At 64.1% G+C, this 18,434-nt stretch carries 18 protein-coding genes; 9 read left to right on the top strand and 9 right to left on the bottom strand.

Annotation, left to right across the window (positions count from 1 at the left end; genetic code table 11):
- The first annotated feature begins 71 nt into the window (after nt 1-71).
- The gene (locus ACFVTG_RS00560) at nt 72-1,424 is read left to right on the top strand and encodes an ABC transporter substrate-binding protein (protein WP_390277189.1); all 1,353 of its coding nucleotides are present in this window, start codon (nt 72-74) and stop codon (nt 1,422-1,424) included.
- A gap of 84 nt (nt 1,425-1,508) precedes the next feature.
- Here the strand turns inward: ACFVTG_RS00560 and ACFVTG_RS00555 are convergent, their stop codons facing one another.
- Nucleotides 1,509-1,646: a hypothetical protein gene (locus tag ACFVTG_RS00555; RefSeq protein ID WP_390277187.1), complete on the bottom strand. Its 138-nt coding sequence runs from the start codon at nt 1,644-1,646 to the stop codon at nt 1,509-1,511.
- A 22-nt stretch (nt 1,647-1,668) separates the two neighbouring features.
- On the opposite strand from ACFVTG_RS00555, the gene ACFVTG_RS00550 reads away from it, so the two are divergent.
- The 4 genes from ACFVTG_RS00550 to ACFVTG_RS00535 all read left to right on the top strand — a co-directional run bounded on the left by ACFVTG_RS00550 (nt 1,669) and on the right by ACFVTG_RS00535 (nt 5,261).
- Nucleotides 1,669-2,487, top strand: coding sequence for a carbohydrate ABC transporter permease (locus ACFVTG_RS00550; RefSeq protein ID WP_390277185.1), 819 nt, complete (start codon nt 1,669-1,671; stop codon nt 2,485-2,487).
- Nucleotides 2,484-3,383 carry a carbohydrate ABC transporter permease gene (locus tag ACFVTG_RS00545; protein ID WP_390277183.1) on the top strand — a complete coding sequence of 300 codons (900 nt, stop codon included), beginning with the start codon at nt 2,484-2,486 and terminating at the stop codon, nt 3,381-3,383. Before ACFVTG_RS00550 ends, ACFVTG_RS00545 begins: the two co-directional genes overlap by 4 nt.
- Nucleotides 3,384-3,432: 49 nt before the next feature.
- Nucleotides 3,433-4,944, top strand: coding sequence for an alpha-N-arabinofuranosidase (locus ACFVTG_RS00540; RefSeq protein WP_390277181.1), 1,512 nt, complete (start codon nt 3,433-3,435; stop codon nt 4,942-4,944).
- Between the two features lie 122 nt (nt 4,945-5,066).
- Complete coding sequence (locus ACFVTG_RS00535; protein ID WP_390277178.1) at nt 5,067-5,261, top strand: hypothetical protein; 195 nt, start codon at nt 5,067-5,069, stop codon at nt 5,259-5,261.
- A gap of 86 nt (nt 5,262-5,347) precedes the next feature.
- On the opposite strand, the gene ACFVTG_RS00530 is transcribed toward ACFVTG_RS00535, so the two are convergent.
- The 7 genes from ACFVTG_RS00530 to ACFVTG_RS00500 form a co-directional block, all read right to left on the bottom strand.
- Nucleotides 5,348-5,566, bottom strand: coding sequence for a hypothetical protein (locus ACFVTG_RS00530; RefSeq protein WP_390277176.1), 219 nt, complete (start codon nt 5,564-5,566; stop codon nt 5,348-5,350).
- Nucleotides 5,550-5,759 carry a hypothetical protein gene (locus tag ACFVTG_RS00525; RefSeq protein WP_390277175.1) on the bottom strand — a complete coding sequence of 70 codons (210 nt, stop codon included), beginning with the start codon at nt 5,757-5,759 and terminating at the stop codon, nt 5,550-5,552. Before ACFVTG_RS00525 ends, ACFVTG_RS00530 begins: the two co-directional genes overlap by 17 nt.
- A gap of 101 nt (nt 5,760-5,860) precedes the next feature.
- A complete protein-coding gene (locus tag ACFVTG_RS00520) occupies nt 5,861-6,763 on the bottom strand; it encodes an aldose 1-epimerase family protein (protein ID WP_390277173.1) in 903 nt (300 codons plus the stop codon).
- Nucleotides 6,760-8,280, bottom strand: coding sequence for an L-arabinose isomerase (gene araA, locus ACFVTG_RS00515; protein ID WP_390277170.1), 1,521 nt, complete (start codon nt 8,278-8,280; stop codon nt 6,760-6,762). Before araA ends, ACFVTG_RS00520 begins: the two co-directional genes overlap by 4 nt.
- 34 nt (nt 8,281-8,314) lie before the next feature.
- On the bottom strand, nt 8,315-9,022 hold the full coding sequence (locus ACFVTG_RS00510) for an L-ribulose-5-phosphate 4-epimerase (RefSeq protein ID WP_390277167.1): 708 nt from the start codon (nt 9,020-9,022) through the stop codon (nt 8,315-8,317).
- Nucleotides 9,019-10,749: a ribulokinase gene (gene araB / locus ACFVTG_RS00505; protein ID WP_390277165.1), complete on the bottom strand. Its 1,731-nt coding sequence runs from the start codon at nt 10,747-10,749 to the stop codon at nt 9,019-9,021. Before araB ends, ACFVTG_RS00510 begins: the two co-directional genes overlap by 4 nt.
- Before the next feature lie 101 nt (nt 10,750-10,850).
- Complete coding sequence (locus tag ACFVTG_RS00500; protein ID WP_390277163.1) at nt 10,851-11,861, bottom strand: LacI family DNA-binding transcriptional regulator; 1,011 nt, start codon at nt 11,859-11,861, stop codon at nt 10,851-10,853.
- Between the two features lie 143 nt (nt 11,862-12,004).
- Here ACFVTG_RS00500 and ACFVTG_RS00495 point away from each other — a divergent pair, with 143 nt between their 5' ends.
- Together ACFVTG_RS00495 and ACFVTG_RS00490 are read left to right on the top strand one after the other, a co-directional pair.
- Nucleotides 12,005-13,060, top strand: coding sequence for a zinc-dependent alcohol dehydrogenase family protein (locus ACFVTG_RS00495; protein ID WP_390277161.1), 1,056 nt, complete (start codon nt 12,005-12,007; stop codon nt 13,058-13,060).
- A 115-nt stretch (nt 13,061-13,175) separates the two neighbouring features.
- A complete protein-coding gene (locus ACFVTG_RS00490) occupies nt 13,176-14,174 on the top strand; it encodes a zinc-dependent alcohol dehydrogenase family protein (RefSeq protein WP_390277159.1) in 999 nt (332 codons plus the stop codon).
- 123 nt (nt 14,175-14,297) lie between these two features.
- Here ACFVTG_RS00490 and ACFVTG_RS00485 read toward each other — a convergent pair whose 3' ends face one another.
- Entirely contained in the window at nt 14,298-14,660 is a 363-nt protein-coding gene (locus ACFVTG_RS00485) for an SPW repeat protein (RefSeq protein ID WP_059389950.1), read from the bottom strand.
- A 413-nt stretch (nt 14,661-15,073) separates the two neighbouring features.
- On the opposite strand from ACFVTG_RS00485, the gene ACFVTG_RS00480 reads away from it, so the two are divergent.
- Nucleotides 15,074-16,297 carry a sugar ABC transporter substrate-binding protein gene (locus tag ACFVTG_RS00480; protein WP_390277157.1) on the top strand — a complete coding sequence of 408 codons (1,224 nt, stop codon included), beginning with the start codon at nt 15,074-15,076 and terminating at the stop codon, nt 16,295-16,297.
- Nucleotides 16,298-16,305: 8 nt separating this feature from the next.
- Complete coding sequence (locus tag ACFVTG_RS00475; protein ID WP_390277155.1) at nt 16,306-18,420, top strand: ATP-binding cassette domain-containing protein; 2,115 nt, start codon at nt 16,306-16,308, stop codon at nt 18,418-18,420.
- Nucleotides 18,421-18,434 lie beyond the last annotated feature (14 nt).

The following is an 18,434-nucleotide window of genomic DNA, read 5'->3' as shown; positions in this document are numbered from 1 at the left end:
CTGGAGGACGCCCTACCCTCGCCTGCTCTACCTCCGACGACGACGTCCATGCACGACCGAAGGGAAACTACGTGAACAAGAAAGCAATCGCGGCAGCAGTGTCAGCCGCTGCCCTGGCCGCCACACTGGCAGGGTGCAGTGGTGGCGCGGATGCCGCCAGTGCGGGCTCCAACACCACCAATTGCACCAACAAGATTGTCCATGCCGACGCTCCGAAGGTCTCCGTGTGGGCGTGGTATCCCAACATGGCCACGGTCGTCGACAACTTCAACAACTCCCACACCGATGTCCAGGTCTGCTGGACCGTGGCCGGCCAGGGTGGTCCGGAGTACGCGAAGTTCCAAACAGCTATCCAGGCAGGCAAGGGAGCCCCTGACGTGATCATGCTCGAGGCTGACCAGCTGACGGGTTTTGAACTGCAGAACGCACTTGTCGACCTGAGCAAGTATGGCGCAGGAGACGTCAAGAAAAACTTCAGTGCCGGTTCCTGGAAAGACGTCTCGCAGGGCGATTCGGTCTACGCGATTCCGGTCGACGGCGGGCCCATGGCCATGATCTACCGCAAGGACGTGCTGGACAAGTACGGTATCAAGCCGCCGACGACATGGGCCGAGTACGAAACGGCCGCGCAGAAGGTCAAAGACGCCGGCGGCCCCGCATTCGGGGATCTTGGCAGCAATGTCCCTGCCGCCCTGACCGCCCTCATGGCCCAAAAGGGCGCCGTTCCCTTCACTTATGACCTGGCAGACCAGAAGAATATCTCCATCCACCTCGACAGCCAGCCGGCCAAGGACGTCCTGAACTACTGGGCAGGGCTCGTGAAGAAGGGCCTGGTTGCCACCCAGGACCAGTTCACCACCGACTACATCTCAGGAATGATCGGCGGCAAGTACGCCACGTACATCTCCGCTGCATGGGCTCCCGGCTACCTCACCGGGTCAGGGGTGGGCAAGGGCAACGAGAAGGGAACATTCGCTGCGGCGCCGCTCCCCCAATGGGATCCAAGCAACCCTGTCTCCGTTAACTGGGGAGGATCCACCTTTGCCGTCACCTCACAGGCCGGTGACCAGAAGCTCGCCGCCGAAGTCGCCAAGGGCCTCTACGCCGACGACGCCTCTCTGACGGATGGCTGGAAGACCCAGACAATCTTCCCGCTCAACCAGAATGTGCTGAAGTCGGACGCATTCACCAACAACGCCGTGGACTTCTTTGGCGGACAGACCGCAAACAAGGACATCTACATCCCGGCCGAAAATGCCTACAAGGGCTTCAATTACAGCCCGTTCAGCGTCTACTACTACGCGCAGCTGCAGGCCGAGACGGTCAAGATCAACGCCGGCAAAGTCAGCGGGGACGAAGCAGCCACCGAGCTGCAGGGCATCATGGTGAACTACGCGAAGAGCCAAGGGTTCACGGTCAACTGACAGGCCCTCCCGTTCCGCCGGCCCCGGGCGGGCGGAACGGGACGGAATCGATCAATAGAAAGTTGCAGGACAGCTCATGGCAGTTCACGGGTCAACGGTGACGTCGTTGCCACGCACTTCCACGCCGGACAAGGTGAATCCCCCGCCTCCGCCCGAACGCAGAATCCGCTCCCGCAGCGACAGAATGAATGCACGGCGGGCCAGGACCGGGTGGCTCTTCATCGCACCGTTCGGCGTAGTTTTCGTGGCGTTCCTTCTGGCTCCGCTTGCTTACGCCCTCTACCTCAGCCTGTTCACCAAGGGCCTGGCGACAGGTACGCGGTTCAGCGGTTTGGAGAACTATCTCCACGCTTTCTCGGATCCGCAGTTCCTCAAGGGCGTCTGGTTCGTGGTGCGCTTCTCCTTGGTCCTCATTCCGGTCCAGATGGCCGTCTCCCTGGCGGCCGCCCTCGTGCTCGACCACCTCACCACACGGCTCGCCAGGTTCTCCCGGCTCATGATCTTCCTGCCGTACGCAGTGCCCGCGGTGATCGGCGCCCTGATGTGGGGGTTTCTCTACAGTCCGACATTCGGTCCCCTGGAGCAGTTGTTCTCCCTGTTTCACGCGTCGGCGCCCTTCCTGCTCAGTCAGGACAACGTCTTCTATGGCTTGCTCAACGTTGTGACGTGGCAGTGGGCCGGCTATTACATGATCATCATTTACGCGGCATTGCAGGGAATTGATCCGACGCTCTACGAGGCCGCCAAGATTGACGGCGCCTCCGAAAGGCAAGTTGCTTTTCGCATCAAAATACCCCTGGTTTCTTCGGCACTGGTGCTCATTCTTATCTTTGCGCTGATCGGGACGCTGCAGTTCTTCTCCGAGCCGCAAATCCTCGGGCCGGTAGCCAATGGCAGCATCACTCCGGATTTCACCCCGAACATCTACGCGTTCAATTTGGCCTTCGGATACGCCCAGTTCAACTACGCCTCGGCCATATCCTTCTCCCTCGGCATCGTCGTCTTCATCGCGGTGTATGTCTTCATGTTCGCTACCCGTAAGAAAGGGAGCAACCTCTCATGAGCGCACTAACAACAAATCTCCCGGCCGCAACCCGGCTGTCGCGGCCCCGTCGCCGCAACGTGGTGGCTCATGTCTTTCTGGGCGTCCTGGTCCTGTATTTCCTGGCTCCCATTTGGTGGCTGTTCGTCGCCAGCACGAAAGACGCCCAAGGACTTTTCGCCGGCTCTTCCGGCGCTATGTGGTTCGACAAGAATTTCAACCTCATCGCGAACATCCAGGACCTTTTCGCCTACAACGGCGGGGAATACGTACAGTGGCTGGGCAATTCGCTACTCTACGCTGTCAGCGGCGGCTTGGGAGCGACCGCAATCTCGGTCCTGGCCGGTTACGGCTTCGCCAAGTACAAGTTCCGGGGACGGAACCTTACGTTCGCATTACTGCTCGGTGCCGTGATGGTCCCCATGACGGCGCTGGTCATCCCTACATTCATCCTGATGTCCAACCTCAAACTGACCGATACCGTGTGGGCGGTCATCCTGCCGTCGCTGCTTAGCCCCTTCGGTGTCTACCTGATGCGGGTATACACCGCAGAAGCGGTGCCTGATGAGTTGCTCGACGCGGCCAGAGTGGACGGAGCCGGTGAACTGCGCACGTTTTTCCAAGTCTCCTTGCCCCTGCTTCGGCCGGCGCTGGTGACTGTCCTGCTGCTTTCCGTCGTGGGGACGTGGAACAACTACTTCCTGCCCTTGGCCATGTTGTCCACTGAGAGGCTCTATCCGCTCACCGTGGGCATCGGGCTCTGGGAGCAGCTGGCTTCGTCCAACAACGGGGGTGGCCACTCACTCTGGAGCCTGATCGTGGTCGGTTCGTTCATTTCCATCATTCCCCTCGTGGTGGCATTCCTCACCCTGCAGAAGTACTGGCAGGGCGGCCTGTCACTCGGCAGCCTCAAATAGGCCCTCAAAGCACCCTTTCTCTCCCCGCTCCTCTCACTGAAAGCAGACAATGGTTTCCGCACGCCTTACCATCGACCCACAATTCGCAGTGGGCACCGTCAATCCCCGCCTCTTCGGTTCGTTTGTTGAACACCTTGGACGCTGTGTCTACGACGGCATCTACGAACCCGGACACCCCAGCGCCGACGCCGACGGCTTCCGCACCGATGTGATCGAGCTCGTCAAAGAACTCGGTGTCTCCACCATCCGCTACCCCGGCGGCAACTTCGTCTCCGGGTTCCGCTGGGAGGACAGCGTTGGACCCAAGGAACAGCGTCCTCGCCGCCTCGACCTCGCTTGGCACTCCACCGAAACCAACGAGATCGGCATGCACGAGTTCAGCACGTGGCTGGAGAAGGTGGGCAGCGAACTCATGCTAGCCGTCAACCTCGGCACCCGCGGCACGCTGGAAGCCTTGGAGCTGTTGGAGTACTCCAACATCCGCTCCGGGACGGAGCTGTCAGACCGCCGGGCCGCCCATGGCCGGGCGGAGCCTTTCGGCATCAAAATGTGGTGCCTCGGCAACGAAATGGACGGCCCGTGGCAGTTGGGCCATCGCTCCGCTGACGACTACGGCAAAATCGCATCGCAGACCGCGAAGGCAATGCGCCAGCTGGACCCTTCCGTTGAACTCGTGGTCTGTGGCTCATCCAGCGCCCACATGCCCACCTTCGGAGAGTGGGAGCGCATAGTACTGACCCACTCCTACGACGACGTCGATTACATTTCCTGCCACGCCTACTACGAAGAGAAGAACGGAGACCTGGATTCGTTCCTTGCCTCCGCGACCGACATGGACCACTTCATTGAATCCGTGGTGGCGACGGCGGACCACGTCAAGGCTGTCAATGGAAGCACTAAGACCATCAACATTTCCTTCGACGAATGGAATGTGTGGTATCTCGAACGGTTCCATAACGTGGACAAAATCGAAGGGATGGACAACTGGCCCAAGGCGCCACGGCTGCTTGAGGACACGTATTCCGTGGCCGACGCCGTCGTCTTCGGCAACCTGCTGATTTCACTGCTCAAGCACGCCGATCGTGTCACGTCCGCTTCCCTGGCGCAGCTTGTCAACGTGATCGCTCCCATCATGACCGAACCCGGCGGCCCGGCGTGGAAACAGACCACATTTTTCCCGTTCGCGTTGACATCCAAACTGGCCAAGGGAGTCGCCTTGGATGTGAGGCTGGAAGCGGATACGTACAGCACGGACGCCTACGGCACCGTCCCGCTCATCGACGCCGTCGCGACCTACGACGCGGACGCGGCTACGACGTCGGTCTTCCTGGTCAACCGATCACGGAGCGAGGAGGCAACCGTAACCATAGATCTTGTGGCCCTTGACAGCGCGATCGTTGTGGACGCGCAGACGCTCTCGGACGCGGACGTATACGCCAAGAACACGCTCGACGATCCGAACCGCGTAGGACTGCACCCGAACAAGACTGCCGTGGTGCGCAACGGCGTCGTCGAAATCACCCTGCCTCCCGTCTCTTGGACGGCGCTGCACCTCGGCTGACTTTGTTCAATTGGACAGAAGCCAAGCGACATCCCGGTCCGAAGACCGGGATGTCGCTTCTATTTGCATCACCGCGGACCGATCCTCTTTTGCCGGTCTCCGCCCGGTGGGACGATTTTGATATGAGCGAAAACGAAGACCAAAAGTTTGTATCCCCGGCTGCCGGCACTAACCTTCCCAGGGAAAAGGGCACCTTCGTTGACGAATACGAACACCCGACCACTCACCAGATGCGCATCATCGGCCAGCGACGGACCGAAGCGGAAGCCAAGCTTGAGCGGCAACAGCGTGAGGCGCGGGAGAAATTCCACGAATAAATCGAAGAAGCCCGGGCTAACGGCCATCGCCGATAGCCCGGGCTTCTCCTGTGTCACGCGAACCGTAAGCGGCCCCCGAGATCTACTCAGTCGATGACGCGGACATCGTAGCCGTCGCCACGCGTGATGAGTTGCCTGCCGTGGATCCCGTCGAAGCGCAGCCACATAACCGAAGAATCTGCCGTGGCATCTTCCACTTCAGCGATGCGGACACGCGTGCCGTCTCGGAACAGTTCGATGGTGTGCCCCACCAGCGGTGGCCAGTGGTTGATTTCCCCAAGCATGTGTTCAGCGACAAAGTTCACGGGTGATTCCGAAAGGAACCTGGCCGGAGAGTTCGGCCGTATAGTGACCAGGCTGATGACGCGTGATGAGTATCCCGCAGGTCCTTGATCGCATGGCGGTTTCCTGAAGGTCCTTCACCGCGGCCTCGAGCCGACCGTCGAGGGCGTGCCGGCTCTTCACTTGGATTTCGATGCATTCGGTGGCGTTGAACATTGGAGGGCCTTTCTATATGTGCTCAGTTCTTTCGACGATGCTGACTCGGCTGGGTTATGCCAGTGACCATCGGGCCTTGGTCGATTCGAGCGCTCCTGTGGTCACGCAGCGAATATGGTCCACTGTGCCTCGTGCACCGAGCCTGCTTCCAGCCGGGCCAGGTCCTGGCCGCTGTTGAAGGCATCCGGTGGGCAGGTCATGGGTTCCACGGCGAGCCCGAGCCGGTTAGGCAAGGGGGTGGGCTTGTCCGCGGTGTGGACCTGTAGCCAGGGGCTGTTCCGGTCCCACGACATGCCGACACCCGTTCCAGAGGGGTCGCGGACTACCATGCGGGCGGTCCCGTCGTCGTCGAACGCGATGTCCGTAAAGGCGTGATCGATTTCCGTCGCGCCGATGGTGCGCGGTGTGCGGAAGTCGAATTCGTGGCCGGCCACGGCGCGTGTGCCCAGGGGTAGCAGCCTGTCCGCGGTGACCTCCATGAAGGATTCGGCGGGAAGTTCGAGAGTCCAGTCGTCCAGCGGGGCGGGTCCTGCCAGCAAATAGGGGTGCGGGCACACACCGTAAGGCGCTGTCCGTTCACCGAGGTTTCGGGCCGTCACCGTGGTGTGCAGTCCGTCGCCATCCAGCCGATAGTCCACTTGCAGCGAGAGCCGGAATGGGTACCCGGCGCTGGCCGCAAGTTCGTAGCCCAGGCTGAGTGTATCGGCGCTGCCGGCTTGAAGGGTCCAGAGCTGGTCGAAGACGAGTCCGTGCAGTGCGGTCCGCCTCGCGGGCTCGTTGAGCGGAAGATGCAGGACGGCGCTGTCGTGGCGGTAGCTTCCATCCGCGATCCGGTTGGGCCAGGGCGCGGCAATGATTCCCCGGTAGTCCGGGATCGGTTCGCCGGAAGGGAACGGGACCACCAGGTCCCGACCCCGGAAAGTCAGCTGCCGCAGGGCACCGCTTCGCTGGACGATCGAGGCGGCGTAGTCCCCTGAGACCAGCCGGAATTCCTCGCCGTTCACAGTCCACCGGCGAGTTTGTAGTAGGCGGCGTTCCAGGCCAGTTCCTTCTTGAACTGCTTGATGGTGGTGCCTTCGTCGATGGTGAGCAGTTCGGTCCGGGCGATTTCGGCGAAGTCTTCAAACACGTCCATGCCCACTTGCGTGGAAAGGACGGTGTGGTGCGCGGCGCCTGCGGTGAGCCACGCGGCGGCGGAGGTGGCGAAGTCGGGCTTGGGCTCCCAGAGCGCACGGGCGACTGGCAGGTTCGGCAGCGGTTCGTCGAGGGCGACGACGTCGACGGCGTTCGCCACGAGGCGGAAGCGGTCGCGCATGTCCGAGAGCGCGACGACGACGCCCGGCCCGGCGTCGGTGTCGAAGACCATGCGGACGGGGTCTTCCTTGCCGCCGATGCCCAGCGGGTGGATTTCCACCCGCGGCTTGGTGGCAGTCAGGGAGGGGCAGACTTCGAGCATGTGCGCGCCGAGGATCTTCTCCTGTCCCGGGGTCAGGTGGTAGGTGTAGTCCTCCATGAGGGAAGCGCCGCCGGGCAGGCCGGCGCCCATGACCTTGGCGGCCCGGACCAGGATCGCGGTCTTCCAGTCGCCCTCGGCGCCGAAGCCGTAGCCGTCGGCCATCAGCCGCTGCACGGCCATCCCGGGAAGCTGGCGCAGCGCGCCCAGGTCCTCGAACGACGTCGTGAACGCGGCGGAGCCGTTCGCCTCCAGGAAGGACCGGAGACCGAGCTCGATGCGGGCGCTGTAGCGCAGCGACTCGTGCCGGGCACCGCCGGCTCGCAGTTCCGGTGTCACCTCGTAGAGGCGCTCGTATTCGGCGACGAGGGCGTCGACATCGGACTCCGGCGCGCCGTGGACGGCGTCGGCGAGTTCGTTGACGGACCAGGTGTTGACCGAGACGCCGAAGCGGAGCTCGGCTTCGGTCTTGTCCCCTTCGGTGACGGCGACGTTGCGCATGTTGTCACCGAAGCGGGTCAGCTTCAGGGTGCGCACGGCGGCCCAGCCGGCGGAAGCGCGCTGCCAGGCGCCCACCTGGCGGGTGACCTCGGGGTTGGAGACGTGCCCGACGACGGTCTTCCGCGGCACGCCGAGGCGGGACTGGATGTACCCGAATTCGCGGTCGCCGTGCGCTGCCTGGTTCAGGTTCATGAAGTCGAAGTCGATGTCGGCCCAGGGCAGGGCCACGTTCGCCTGGGTGTGCAGGTGCAGGAGGGGTTTGCGGAGCAGGTCCAGTCCCTGGATCCACATCTTGGCCGGGCTGAAGGTGTGCATCCAAGCGGTCACGCCGATCACGGAATCGTCCGCGTTCGCCTCGAGCGCGGTGCGGCGGATCGCGTCAGCATCCGTCAGCACGGGCTTCCCGACCAGCTTGACCGGAACAGCGGAAGACGCGTTCAGGGCGGCGGCGATCTCCTGGGACTGCGCAGCGACCTGCTTGAGGACGTCCTCGCCATAGAGGTGCTGGCTGCCGGTGAGGAACCAGACTTCGTAGTGTTCTAGGGAGGTGTTGTGGGCTATGGGCATGGGTTTCTCCTTGAAAGTTTGGGGGCGGGGCGCGTTAGCGGCCGTAGACGTTCTGGTAGCGGCTGTAGAGGGACTCGATCTGGCCGGCGTCGATGGGCAGCGGCTCGCCGAGCTGCCGGGAAATGTGGACCGTGCGGGCCACTTCCTCGCACATCACGGCGGCCTTGACGGCGGAGCGGGCGTCCTTGCCGATGGTGAACGGGCCGTGGTTCTGCATCAGGACGGCTGGTGAATGGGAGGCGCGGAGCGTGTCCACGATGCCGCGGCCGATCGAGTCGTCCCCGATCAGCGCGAACGGGCCCACCGGGATGGTGCCGCCGAATTCGTCGCCCATCATGGTCAGCACGCACGGGATCGGTTCCCCGCGCGCGGCCCAGGCCGTCGCGTAGGTGGAATGCGTGTGCACCACGCCGCCGACGTCGGGCATGTGCCGGTACACGTAGGCGTGCGCGGCAGTGTCTGACGACGGCGAGAGGTCCGGATTGCCCCACGCGACCGTGCCGCCGCTCCCGGTGTTGATACCGCAAACCGGTGTGCCGTCCAGGTCCGTGACCACCATGAGCTCCGGGGTCAGCGCATCGTAGGACACCCCTGACGGTTTGATAACCATCAAGTCATACCCCGGGACGCGGGCCGAGACATTGCCTGCAGTCCAGACGACAAGCTCGTAGCGGGTGAGTTCGGCGTGCAGCGCGCACACTTCGGCCCGGATCCGGGCAATTGTCTCCAGCAGGGCGCTCATGCCGAGGCCCCCGCGGGGATCGCGGCAAGCAGCGACGCGCTGTTCCGCTGGATCTTCTTGAGCCTGTGCATGACCTCGTTGGCTCCCCTGCCGAAGTAGTCGTGCAGGGTCCGGTATTCGAGGAACAGCTCCTCGTAGGCGGCTACGTTTTCAGGGATCGGCGTGTAGACGGCGCCCGGCTCGGATCCCATTGCGGCCGCGGCCTCCCGGATGTCCGGGTACTCCCCCGCGGCGACGGCGGCGTGGATCGCCGAACCCAACGCGGGACCCTGGGTGGAGCCGATCGTGGAAAGCGGCAGCCCCGTGATGTCGGCGTAGATCTGCATCAGGAGCTTGTTCTTCAGGAGCCCCCCGGCAACGATGAACTCCTTCACCGGCACTCCGGAGTCGCGGAAGGCGTCCACGATGGTGCGGGTGCCGAAGGCCGTGGCCTCCAGCAGGGCCCGGTAGATGTCCTCCGGGCGCGTTGCGAGGGTCTGGCCCACGATCACTCCGGACAGTTCGTGGTCCACCAGGACGGACCGGTTCCCCGAGTGCCAGTCCAGGGCGATGAGTCCGTGTTCACCGATCTCCTGGGTGGAGGCGAGTTCGGTGAGGTATTCGTGGATGCCCAGCCCTGCTGCTTCGGCGGCTGCATGGTATTCGGGCGGGACTCCGTACTTGGTGAACCAGCCGAAGATGTCGCCCACCCCGGACTGGCCGGCTTCGTAACCCCAAAGACCGTCCACGATCCCGCCGTCGACCACTCCGCACATGCCCGGCACCTCGCGAAGGACGTCGGCGTTCATGACGTGGCACGTGGAGGTGCCCATGATCGCGACGAGCTGTCCCGGCTGCACGGCCCGCGCCGCAGGCGCGGTGACGTGGGCGTCCACATTCCCGACCGCGACGGCGATGCCCTCGCGCAGGCCGGTCCAGGCGGCGGCTTCGGCCGTCAGGTAACCGGCCGCATCACCCAGGCGGCCGATGGTGTGTTCGAGCTTGCTGGACACGAAGTCCGTGAACGCCGGGTTCAGGGCCCCGAGGAATTCCCCGGACGGGTAGGCGCCGTCCTGGTAGATGCCCTTGTACCCCGCGGTGCACGCATTCCGCACATAGTTTCCGCACAGCTGCCAGACGATCCAGTCAGCGGCTTCCACCCAGTGGTCGATCGCCGCATACGCTTCCGGGTCCTCCTCCAGGAGTTGGAGGCCTTTGGCGAACTCCCACTCAGATGAAATGAGCCCGCCGTAGCGCGGCAACCACGATTCGCCCCGCTCGGCGGCCAGCGCGTTGATGCGGTCCGCCTGGCCCTGGGCCGCGTGGTGGCGCCACAACTTCACATACGCATGCGGCCGGTTGGCGAAGCCGGGTAGCTCGTTCAGCGGAGTGCCGTCGGCCTTCACCGGCACCATCGTGCATGCCGTGAAGTCCGTGGCAATCCCGACGACGGAGGCAGGATCGATCCCCGCTTCGCGTACCGCGGCCGGAACCGCGTGACGCAACACGTCGCGGTAGTCTTGCGGCACCTGCAGCGCCCATTCGCCCGGAAGGCGGACAGCTGGTCCGGCAGGCGCGCCCGCCAGATCGGCCGGCAAGGCCTCCGTGATGACGGCATGCGGGTACTCAAACACGCCGCTTCCCAGTTCTTTGCCGTCCCTGACCCGCACCACCACGGCCCTGCCCGAAAGCGTGCCGTAGTCCACGCCGATGACGTAATGTTCGTTGCCGTCCGCTGTGACGTCCATGAAGTCCTCCAATAACCAGTCCGCAGCCTTGCGGACAGAATCAATTGTGAGCGCTAACAATGTATCCGTCAAGCCGTCCAGCCCACATGAACAGAAAGCGATCAGGCGGGGGCGGACGTGCTTTGGCGCACTACCAACTCGGGCTCCACCACGGTGGTGCCGACGCTTTCCCCGTTCTCGATGCCGCTCAGCATGAGATCCATGCAGCGCCGGCCGAGTTCCTCGAAGTCCTGGCGCACCGTGGTCAACGGTGGCGTGAAATAGCCCGATTCGGGCTGGTCATCGAAACCCACCACCGAAACATCCTCGGGCACCCGGACACCGGCCTCGTTGAACGCACGCAGCAGGCCCAATGCCATCTGGTCATTTCCCACGAAAAGTGCGGTGGCAGTCCTTTCATCGGCAAGCTTCTTGCCGATGTCATAGCCGCTGCCGGCACTCCAGTCCCCCACCACCAGCAGGTCGTCCTCAAGGCCCGCGGCCTGCAACGCCGCGCTCCACCCTTCGGACCGGGCCACGCCGTCGATCCAGTCCTGAGGGCCGGCCACGTGCCCGATCCGGCGATGCCCTTGATCCACCAGATGCCTGACGGCCAATTCCGCGCCCCGCCTTTGGTCCACCATGGCACCGCCGACGGAGGCGCCGCCCAGCGACCCCACGGCCACCACGGGAACCCCGGGGTTCACTTCCGCCAACGCGAGCAGGGTTTCCGAATGCGGCACGATCACCACGATCCCGTCCACGGACTGATCCAGGAAATGCCGGACCGCATCAAGGATCGACTCGCGATTGACCGTCCTCAAGGCTGCGATGCTGACGAAATAGCCGGCATCCCTCGCCGCTTGTTCCACGCCGAGCAAGGTGTTCGCCGGGCCGTATTGTGCCAGCTCGCTCGCCAGGACGCCGATGGTCTGGGAACGGCGGGTCACGAGGCTCCGCGCGGCCGTGTTGCGCCGGTAGCCCAGCTCGGCGATCGCCGCCTCGACGCGCTCCCGGGTGCCTTTACTGACGTTGGGGTGATCGTTGATCACCCGGGAGACGGTCTGGTGCGAGACTCCCGCCAGTTCCGCTACGTCTTCAAGCCGTGGCAAGCGCCCGCTGGTATTTGTCATGGGGCTATTGTGCTCGACATGGAGGCCATGCGGCGAACGGGACCCGCTGTGACTCGCAGGCTGGGCTGCCGGTCAGTACAGGACCACAGGCGTGCCGGGGATAGACTCGATCCAAGCCCAACAACCACCATTTGAGGAGCCCCATGCGCGCCACCATCATCCACGGTCCAGGCGACATCCGTGTTGAAGACCGTAACTACCCCACGGTCCAGCTGCCCACCGACGTCGTTGTCAAAGTCACGGCCTCCTGCGTCTGCGGATCCGACCTGTGGCCGTACCGCGGTGTCAAGGCCACCCACAAGCCTTCGGCCATCGGACATGAATTCATCGGTACCGTGGAGAGCGTCGGCAACGACGTCACCACCCTGGCGCCCGGCGATTTCGTGATCGCTCCGTTCGTGGTCAGCTGCGGAAAATGCCCGCAGTGCCTCGCTGGCGTCACAGTGGCCTGCGACCACTTGGCAGGCTGGGGCGGCAAGGATGACAGCGGTCACGCGATCGACGGCGGCCAGGGCCAGGCCGTCCGGGTACCCCTCGCCGAGTCTACGCTCGTCAAAGTTCCCGGCGTCACGGAGCCCGACGACGCCCTCCGCGCGAGCTTGCTGACGCTCTCCGATGTGATGGCCACCGGCCACCACGCCGCCATCGCGGCGAAGGTCGGCCCCGGCAGGACGGTCGTCGTCGTAGGCGACGGCGCAGTAGGGCTCTGCGGCGTGCTCGCAGCAAAGCGGCTCGGAGCCGAACGAATCATCGCGATGTCCCGGCACGCCGACCGCCAGGCGATTGCCCTCGAGTTCGGCGCAACGGACATCGTCGCAGAACGCGGCGAGGACGGCGTAGCCAAGGTCCGCGAGTTGCTGGGCGGCGTTTTGGCCGACTCCGTGCTGGAGTGCGTCGGGACCAAGGAATCCATGGAACAGGCACTACACAGTGTCCGCCCGGGCGGCGCCCTCGGCTTTGTCGGTGTCCCGACAGGCGGAGCCGAAGCCCCGTTGCGCTACTTGTTCGACACGAACATCTCGATTGCCGGCGGAATGGCGCCTGCGCGCACGTACATCCCCGAACTGCTCGCGGACGTGCTCGACGACAAGATCAATCCGGGCAGGGTCTTCGACACCGTGATGCCGCTCGAGGAAGCCCCCGAGGCCTACCGCGCCATGGACGAACGGCGCTCCATCAAGGTCCTGCTCACTCCCTGAGGCCGTGGTCAGAACCCGTGGCTTCTTGCGGGATGGGTGGACTGTGGCGGGCCCGCGGGAACGGCGAGAGAATCCATATAGGAGGGCTGGCCTGAACCCAAAGGAGTGAACAGTCGTGCGTGCGTGGTGGGTCCGGGAACCAGCTCCGATTGAATCCGGGCCACTTGTTTGGGGCGAACGCCCCGATCCTCAACCAGGAGTGCGTGAGCTCCTGGTCAGAGTCCGGACCTGTGGTGTCTGCCGCACGGATCTGCATCTGGCAGAGGGCGACCTCGCCCCTCGGAGGCCGAATGTTGTCCCCGGCCACGAGGCAGTAGGAGTAGTCAGCGAGACGGGCGAAGGGTGCGTGCGGTTCCGGCGCGGTGACAGGGTCGGAGTGGCATGGCTGGGTGGAACCTGCGGGAGCTGCGGATTTTGCCGCCGCGGCGACGAGAACCTTTGCCTCTCCCCCGTCTTCACGGGTTGGGACAGGGACGGTGGCTATGCCGAACAACTCACGGTGTCCGAGGATTTTGCCTATGCCATCCCGCCCCGGTTTTCGGACGAACAGGCGGCCCCTCTTTTGTGCTCCGGCATCATCGGGTACCGGGCGCTCAAACGGGCCGCTGTTCCGGAGGGTGGCCGGCTGGGCATCTATGGTTTCGGAGGATCCGCCCATCTCACGGCGCAGATGGCGCGCCACCAAGGAGCGCAGGTCTACGTGATGACCCGTTCGGAGTCGGCCCGTGCACTGGCGCGCGAGCTGGGCGCCGTGTTTGTCGGCGACGCGTATGATTCCCCGCCCAGCCCCCTCGACTCGGCGATACTTTTTGCCCCGGTCGGGGACCTCGTCCCTGTCGCCCTCAAGGCATTGGACCGGGGCGGTACCCTCGCCATTGCCGGCATCCACCTGAGTGACATACCGCCCTTGAACTATTCTGCCGATCTCTTCTATGAGCGGCAGCTCCGCAGTGTCACCGCCAACACCCGGGCAGACGGCGAAGAGTTCTGGTCCCTGGCCGCGGAAATTCCGCTGGCTCCCACCACGACGGTGTATCCGTTGGCCCAGGCCGATCGGGCGCTCCGGGATTTGGCCGGTAGCCGTGTTACCGGAGCTGCCGTCCTGAAGGTCTGAACTGCGGATGTCCCCCATCACAGACGGGCAGGCCGGAGCAAAAAACGGCGATCGGCGGGTCCGATGACGGCCCGCCGGTCGGTATTCCGCTGTTCAGCGTTTCAACACATCGCGTTCAACACTTCAGTGCGAAGGGCTGACCATGTGATGCCGATGTTCCTCGGTGCTGGGCTTGATCGCCATCGCGGTGACGACGAGTGCCACCAGGCCAGCGATCCACGATGTCCAGGCGACTCCGGCTTGCATGGAGTACGAGCCTAGCCACGGAGAAAGGAACAGCAAGGCACCGAAGGCCGCCTGCACCCACTCCATGACCGGCGTTCCGGGCATGGCCAGATTGATGACACCACTAACGATCAGCAAAGCGCCGAATACGACCATCAAGGCAGCCGACGAGCCGGCGGCCGTGGTCCAGATGACCGATAAAGCAGCATAGAGACCGGCGACAACCGTGACCCAATCCTGCCATCGCGTCCATTTCTTCATTGAACCCACCTCTGTGATGTGGACTGCATTCCGGGGCACCGAGCAAGTACTCCGGTATTGGTGTAACAAAATCCGCACGCAGCTACTTCCCGACATACGCGTGCTGTAATGGACCGCCGTCGTCGAATCCTGCGGCGTATGAAGCCTTGCTAAGAGCAGACTTCCGGTCTACAACGTAGTCATAGAGCAACATCGACGAACGCGCCCGGCGTCGCCGGGACGTCCGTCCGGAGAGGACCCCGTGATATCGAGTCGCTGGTCGTAACGTCGCAGTCAGCCCAGTGCTGACTCATCGACGTCCGTTGGTGCGAACCGCCGTGGCCTCCGGCGTGGACCTGCGTCCGCCGCCAACGCCCAGGTTCCGGCCCGACCCCGCCAGGTCGCCTGCAGTCGCAACCAACAGAAGGAAAGAAATGTTAAACATGAAGGTCCCGGCACGAGGCGCCGGAACCGCCTTCATTGCAACCCTCGCTATCACGGCACTCGCCGCATGCTCGAGCACGGGCACATCGTCGTCGCCGTCGAGCGCCGCGAGTTCCGGAGGAGCGGTACCGCAGATATCTGCGGATGCGTTCACGGCGGATTTCTCGGCGATGAAACAGCTCACGTCACTCGCTTCACAAGGAAAGGGCATGGTGGGCGTGCTGCTGCCGGACACCACCACTTCGGCGCGATACGTCACGTTCGATGCCCCGTACCTCAAGAAGGCATTCGAAGCCGCTGGACTCGATTCCTCCAAGTTCAAGATCGACAATGCGCAGGGCAGCGCAAGCACGATGCAGACGCAGGCCGAGGCTGATATCACGGCCGGCGCATCCGTGCTGCTTGTCGACGCCCTCGACTCCGGTTCGGGCGCAGCCATCGAGGCGGCCGCCAGCGCGCGCGGCGTCAAAGTGATCGACTATGACCGGCTCGTCAAAGGCGGGGCAAAGGATCGCACCTATGTCAGCTTCGACAACGTCAAGGTTGGTCAGTTGATCGGCCAAGGCGAGGTCACGTGCATCGCAGACTGGAAAGTCACCAAACCAAACATCCTGGTCATGGATGGTGACCCGACCGACAACAACGCGAAACTGTTCGCAGAAGGCTACCACGGCGTACTCAAGCCGCACTTCGACAATGGCGAATACGTCAACGTAGGAGAGCCGGCGGGCACCTGGACGCCGTCGGTAGCGCAGACGACGTTCGCCCAGCAGTACACCGCCCACCCGAACATCAACGCAGTGGTCACGCCTAACGACGACAACGCCAACGCCGTGATCGCCTACCTGCAGAGCAAGCAAATTCCCGCCAAGACCTTCCCGACGACGGGCCAGGATGCGTCCTTGTCCGGCCTGCAGAACATCCTGAAGGGGTACCAGTGCGGAACGGTGTACAAGCCGATCTACTTTGAGGCCCAGGCGGCCGCCGCGGCAGCTCTCTACCTGCGGGCGGGCGTGACCGTTCCGTCAACGTTGGTAAACGGCAAGACCACAGACGACACCGCGAAGGCCGACGTCGCATCGGTCCTGCTGACCCCGCTGTGGGTGACCACGAAGAACATGGCGGACACGGTCGTCAAGGACGGTGCCGTGACGAGTTCTTCGCTGTGCATCTCACAGGTGAAGGACGCGTGCACCGCGGCAGGTATCCAGTAGTCCGAACGATGAGTGAGTTGGCAACCCCGGACCCCGCCGACGTCGGGCCCCTGCTTCGGCTGGAGGGCATCGACAAGAACTTCGGGCCGGTGCAGGCACTGGTCGACATCACCCTTGAGGTGCCGATCGGCAAGGTGACTGCGCTTGCCGGCGACAACGGCGCGGGCAAATCGGTATTGATCAAATGCGTCGCCGGCATTCACACCCCCGACGACGGGCAGCTGTTTTGGGAAAACCAGCCCGTACGGTTGAACTCGCCGCACGAAGCCGCGGCGCTCGGCATCGAGACCGTCTACCAGGACCTGGCACTGTGCGACAACCTCGACATCGTGCAGAACCTGTTCCTCGGCCGCGAACGCATGCGCCGTTTTCTCCTCGACGAGGAGAGCATGGAGATCGCGGCCCGGGAGACGCTCGCGAGCCTGGCCGTGACCACCGTGCGTTCCATCCGGCAGCCCGTCGCCTCACTGTCCGGCGGGCAACGCCAGTCCGTGGCGATCGCGAAGTCGGTGCTGTGGAACTCGAAGCTCGTCATCATGGACGAGCCCACCGCGGCCCTCGGCGTCGCCCAGACGGAGGTCGTCCTTCATCTGATCCGCCAGCTCGCCGACCGTGGCGTTGCCGTCATCGTCGTCTCGCACAACATGAACGACGTGTTCGAGGTCGCAGACCGCATCGCCGTGCTCAGGCTCGGGCAGCTCGTGGCAATCAGACCCGTCACGGAAATGGACCGGCAGATAGTGGTCGACCTGATGACCACAGGGTTCTCCGATCGGGCAAAGCCGGAACTCGCACCGCCGCCGTCGAAGCGCCCGCTCACCGCCGGCAAAGGGCCCCTCCCCTCCGCGGCAGCCGTGCTCCAGGACGAACCGACCACGGCAGCCGCCAAGCGGAAGGCCGCATTGGCGTTGAACCCGGACATCACCGCGACTTCGCTCCCCGAATATTTCCGCGCGGCGTTCGCGCGGGTCCGGGGCGGCGAGAGCGGAGTGCTGCCGGTTCTCGCGGGCCTGTTGCTGATCTCGGTACTGTTCCAATCGCTGAACCCGAACTTCCTGACTCCCGGCAACATGGTGAACCTGCTTATCCAGGGTTCGGTTTTCATGCTGTTGGCGATGGGACAGGTCTTCGTGCTCCTGCTCGGCGAGATCGATCTGTCCATCGGCTACGTCGGCGGGGTGGGCGGCGTCATCATGGCCGAACTCGTCCAGGAGTCGACCGGTTGGCCATGGTGGGCGGCGATCGCCGTCGGCCTGCTGAGCTGTGCCGGGATCGGACTGCTCCACGGGACGATCATCACCCGGCTCGGACTGCCGTCGTTCGTCGTAACTCTTGGCGGCCAGCTCGGCTGGCTTGGCGTGATGCTCATCATCCTCGGCAGCGGCGGCGTGGTGCCTATCAACGACACCGTCATCAACAACATCGCGAGCGGCAACCTCAGCCCCGTCACCAGCTGGATCCTCATGCTCGTCGTCGTCGGAGCGTTCAGCACATGGACGTGGCTGCGGGACGCCCGCCGGCGCAATACCGGACTCGTCGCGCCGCCCGCCAGCGTGAGCGCGCTGAAGATCGCGGCGGTGCTCGCCGCCGGTGTGGCCATCGTCTGGCTCTGCAATACGGACCGGGGAACCCTGGTTGAAATCAGCGGCGTGCCGTGGGTGCTTCTCGTGGTGCTCGGAGTCCTCGCCGTCTGGACGTTGCTGCTCGGGCGTACCCGGTTCGGCCGCTATGTCTACGCCATTGGCGGCAACGCCGAGGCCGCACGGCGGGGAGGCGTAAACCTTGCGCGCATCCGCACTCTCGCCTTCATTCTCGCTTCCTTCACCGCAGGAATCGGCGGAATCGTCTACGCGTCACGGCTCCGTTCCGTCTCGACGTCGTACGACGGCGGCACGCTGGTGCTTTACGCCGTGGCGGCCGCGGTAATCGGCGGGACCAGCCTCTTCGGCGGGCGCGGCAAGGTGCTGCACGGGGTCCTGGGCGGGCTGGTGATCGCTACGATCGATAACGGCATGGGCCTGCAGGGCTACAGCGCACCGGCCAAGTACGTTGTCACGGCGCTGGTTCTCGTCGCGGCCGTGACGATCGACGCCGTCGCACGCCGCGGGCGCTCCCGGACCTAAGGAGGCAACTATGC

Source organism: Arthrobacter sp. NPDC058127, assembly GCF_042884555.1.
Taxonomy (GTDB): Bacteria; Actinomycetota; Actinomycetes; order Actinomycetales; family Micrococcaceae; genus Arthrobacter.
Note: the sequence above shows the minus strand (reverse complement) of the source record. Positions and strands in the feature narration are given on the sequence as shown.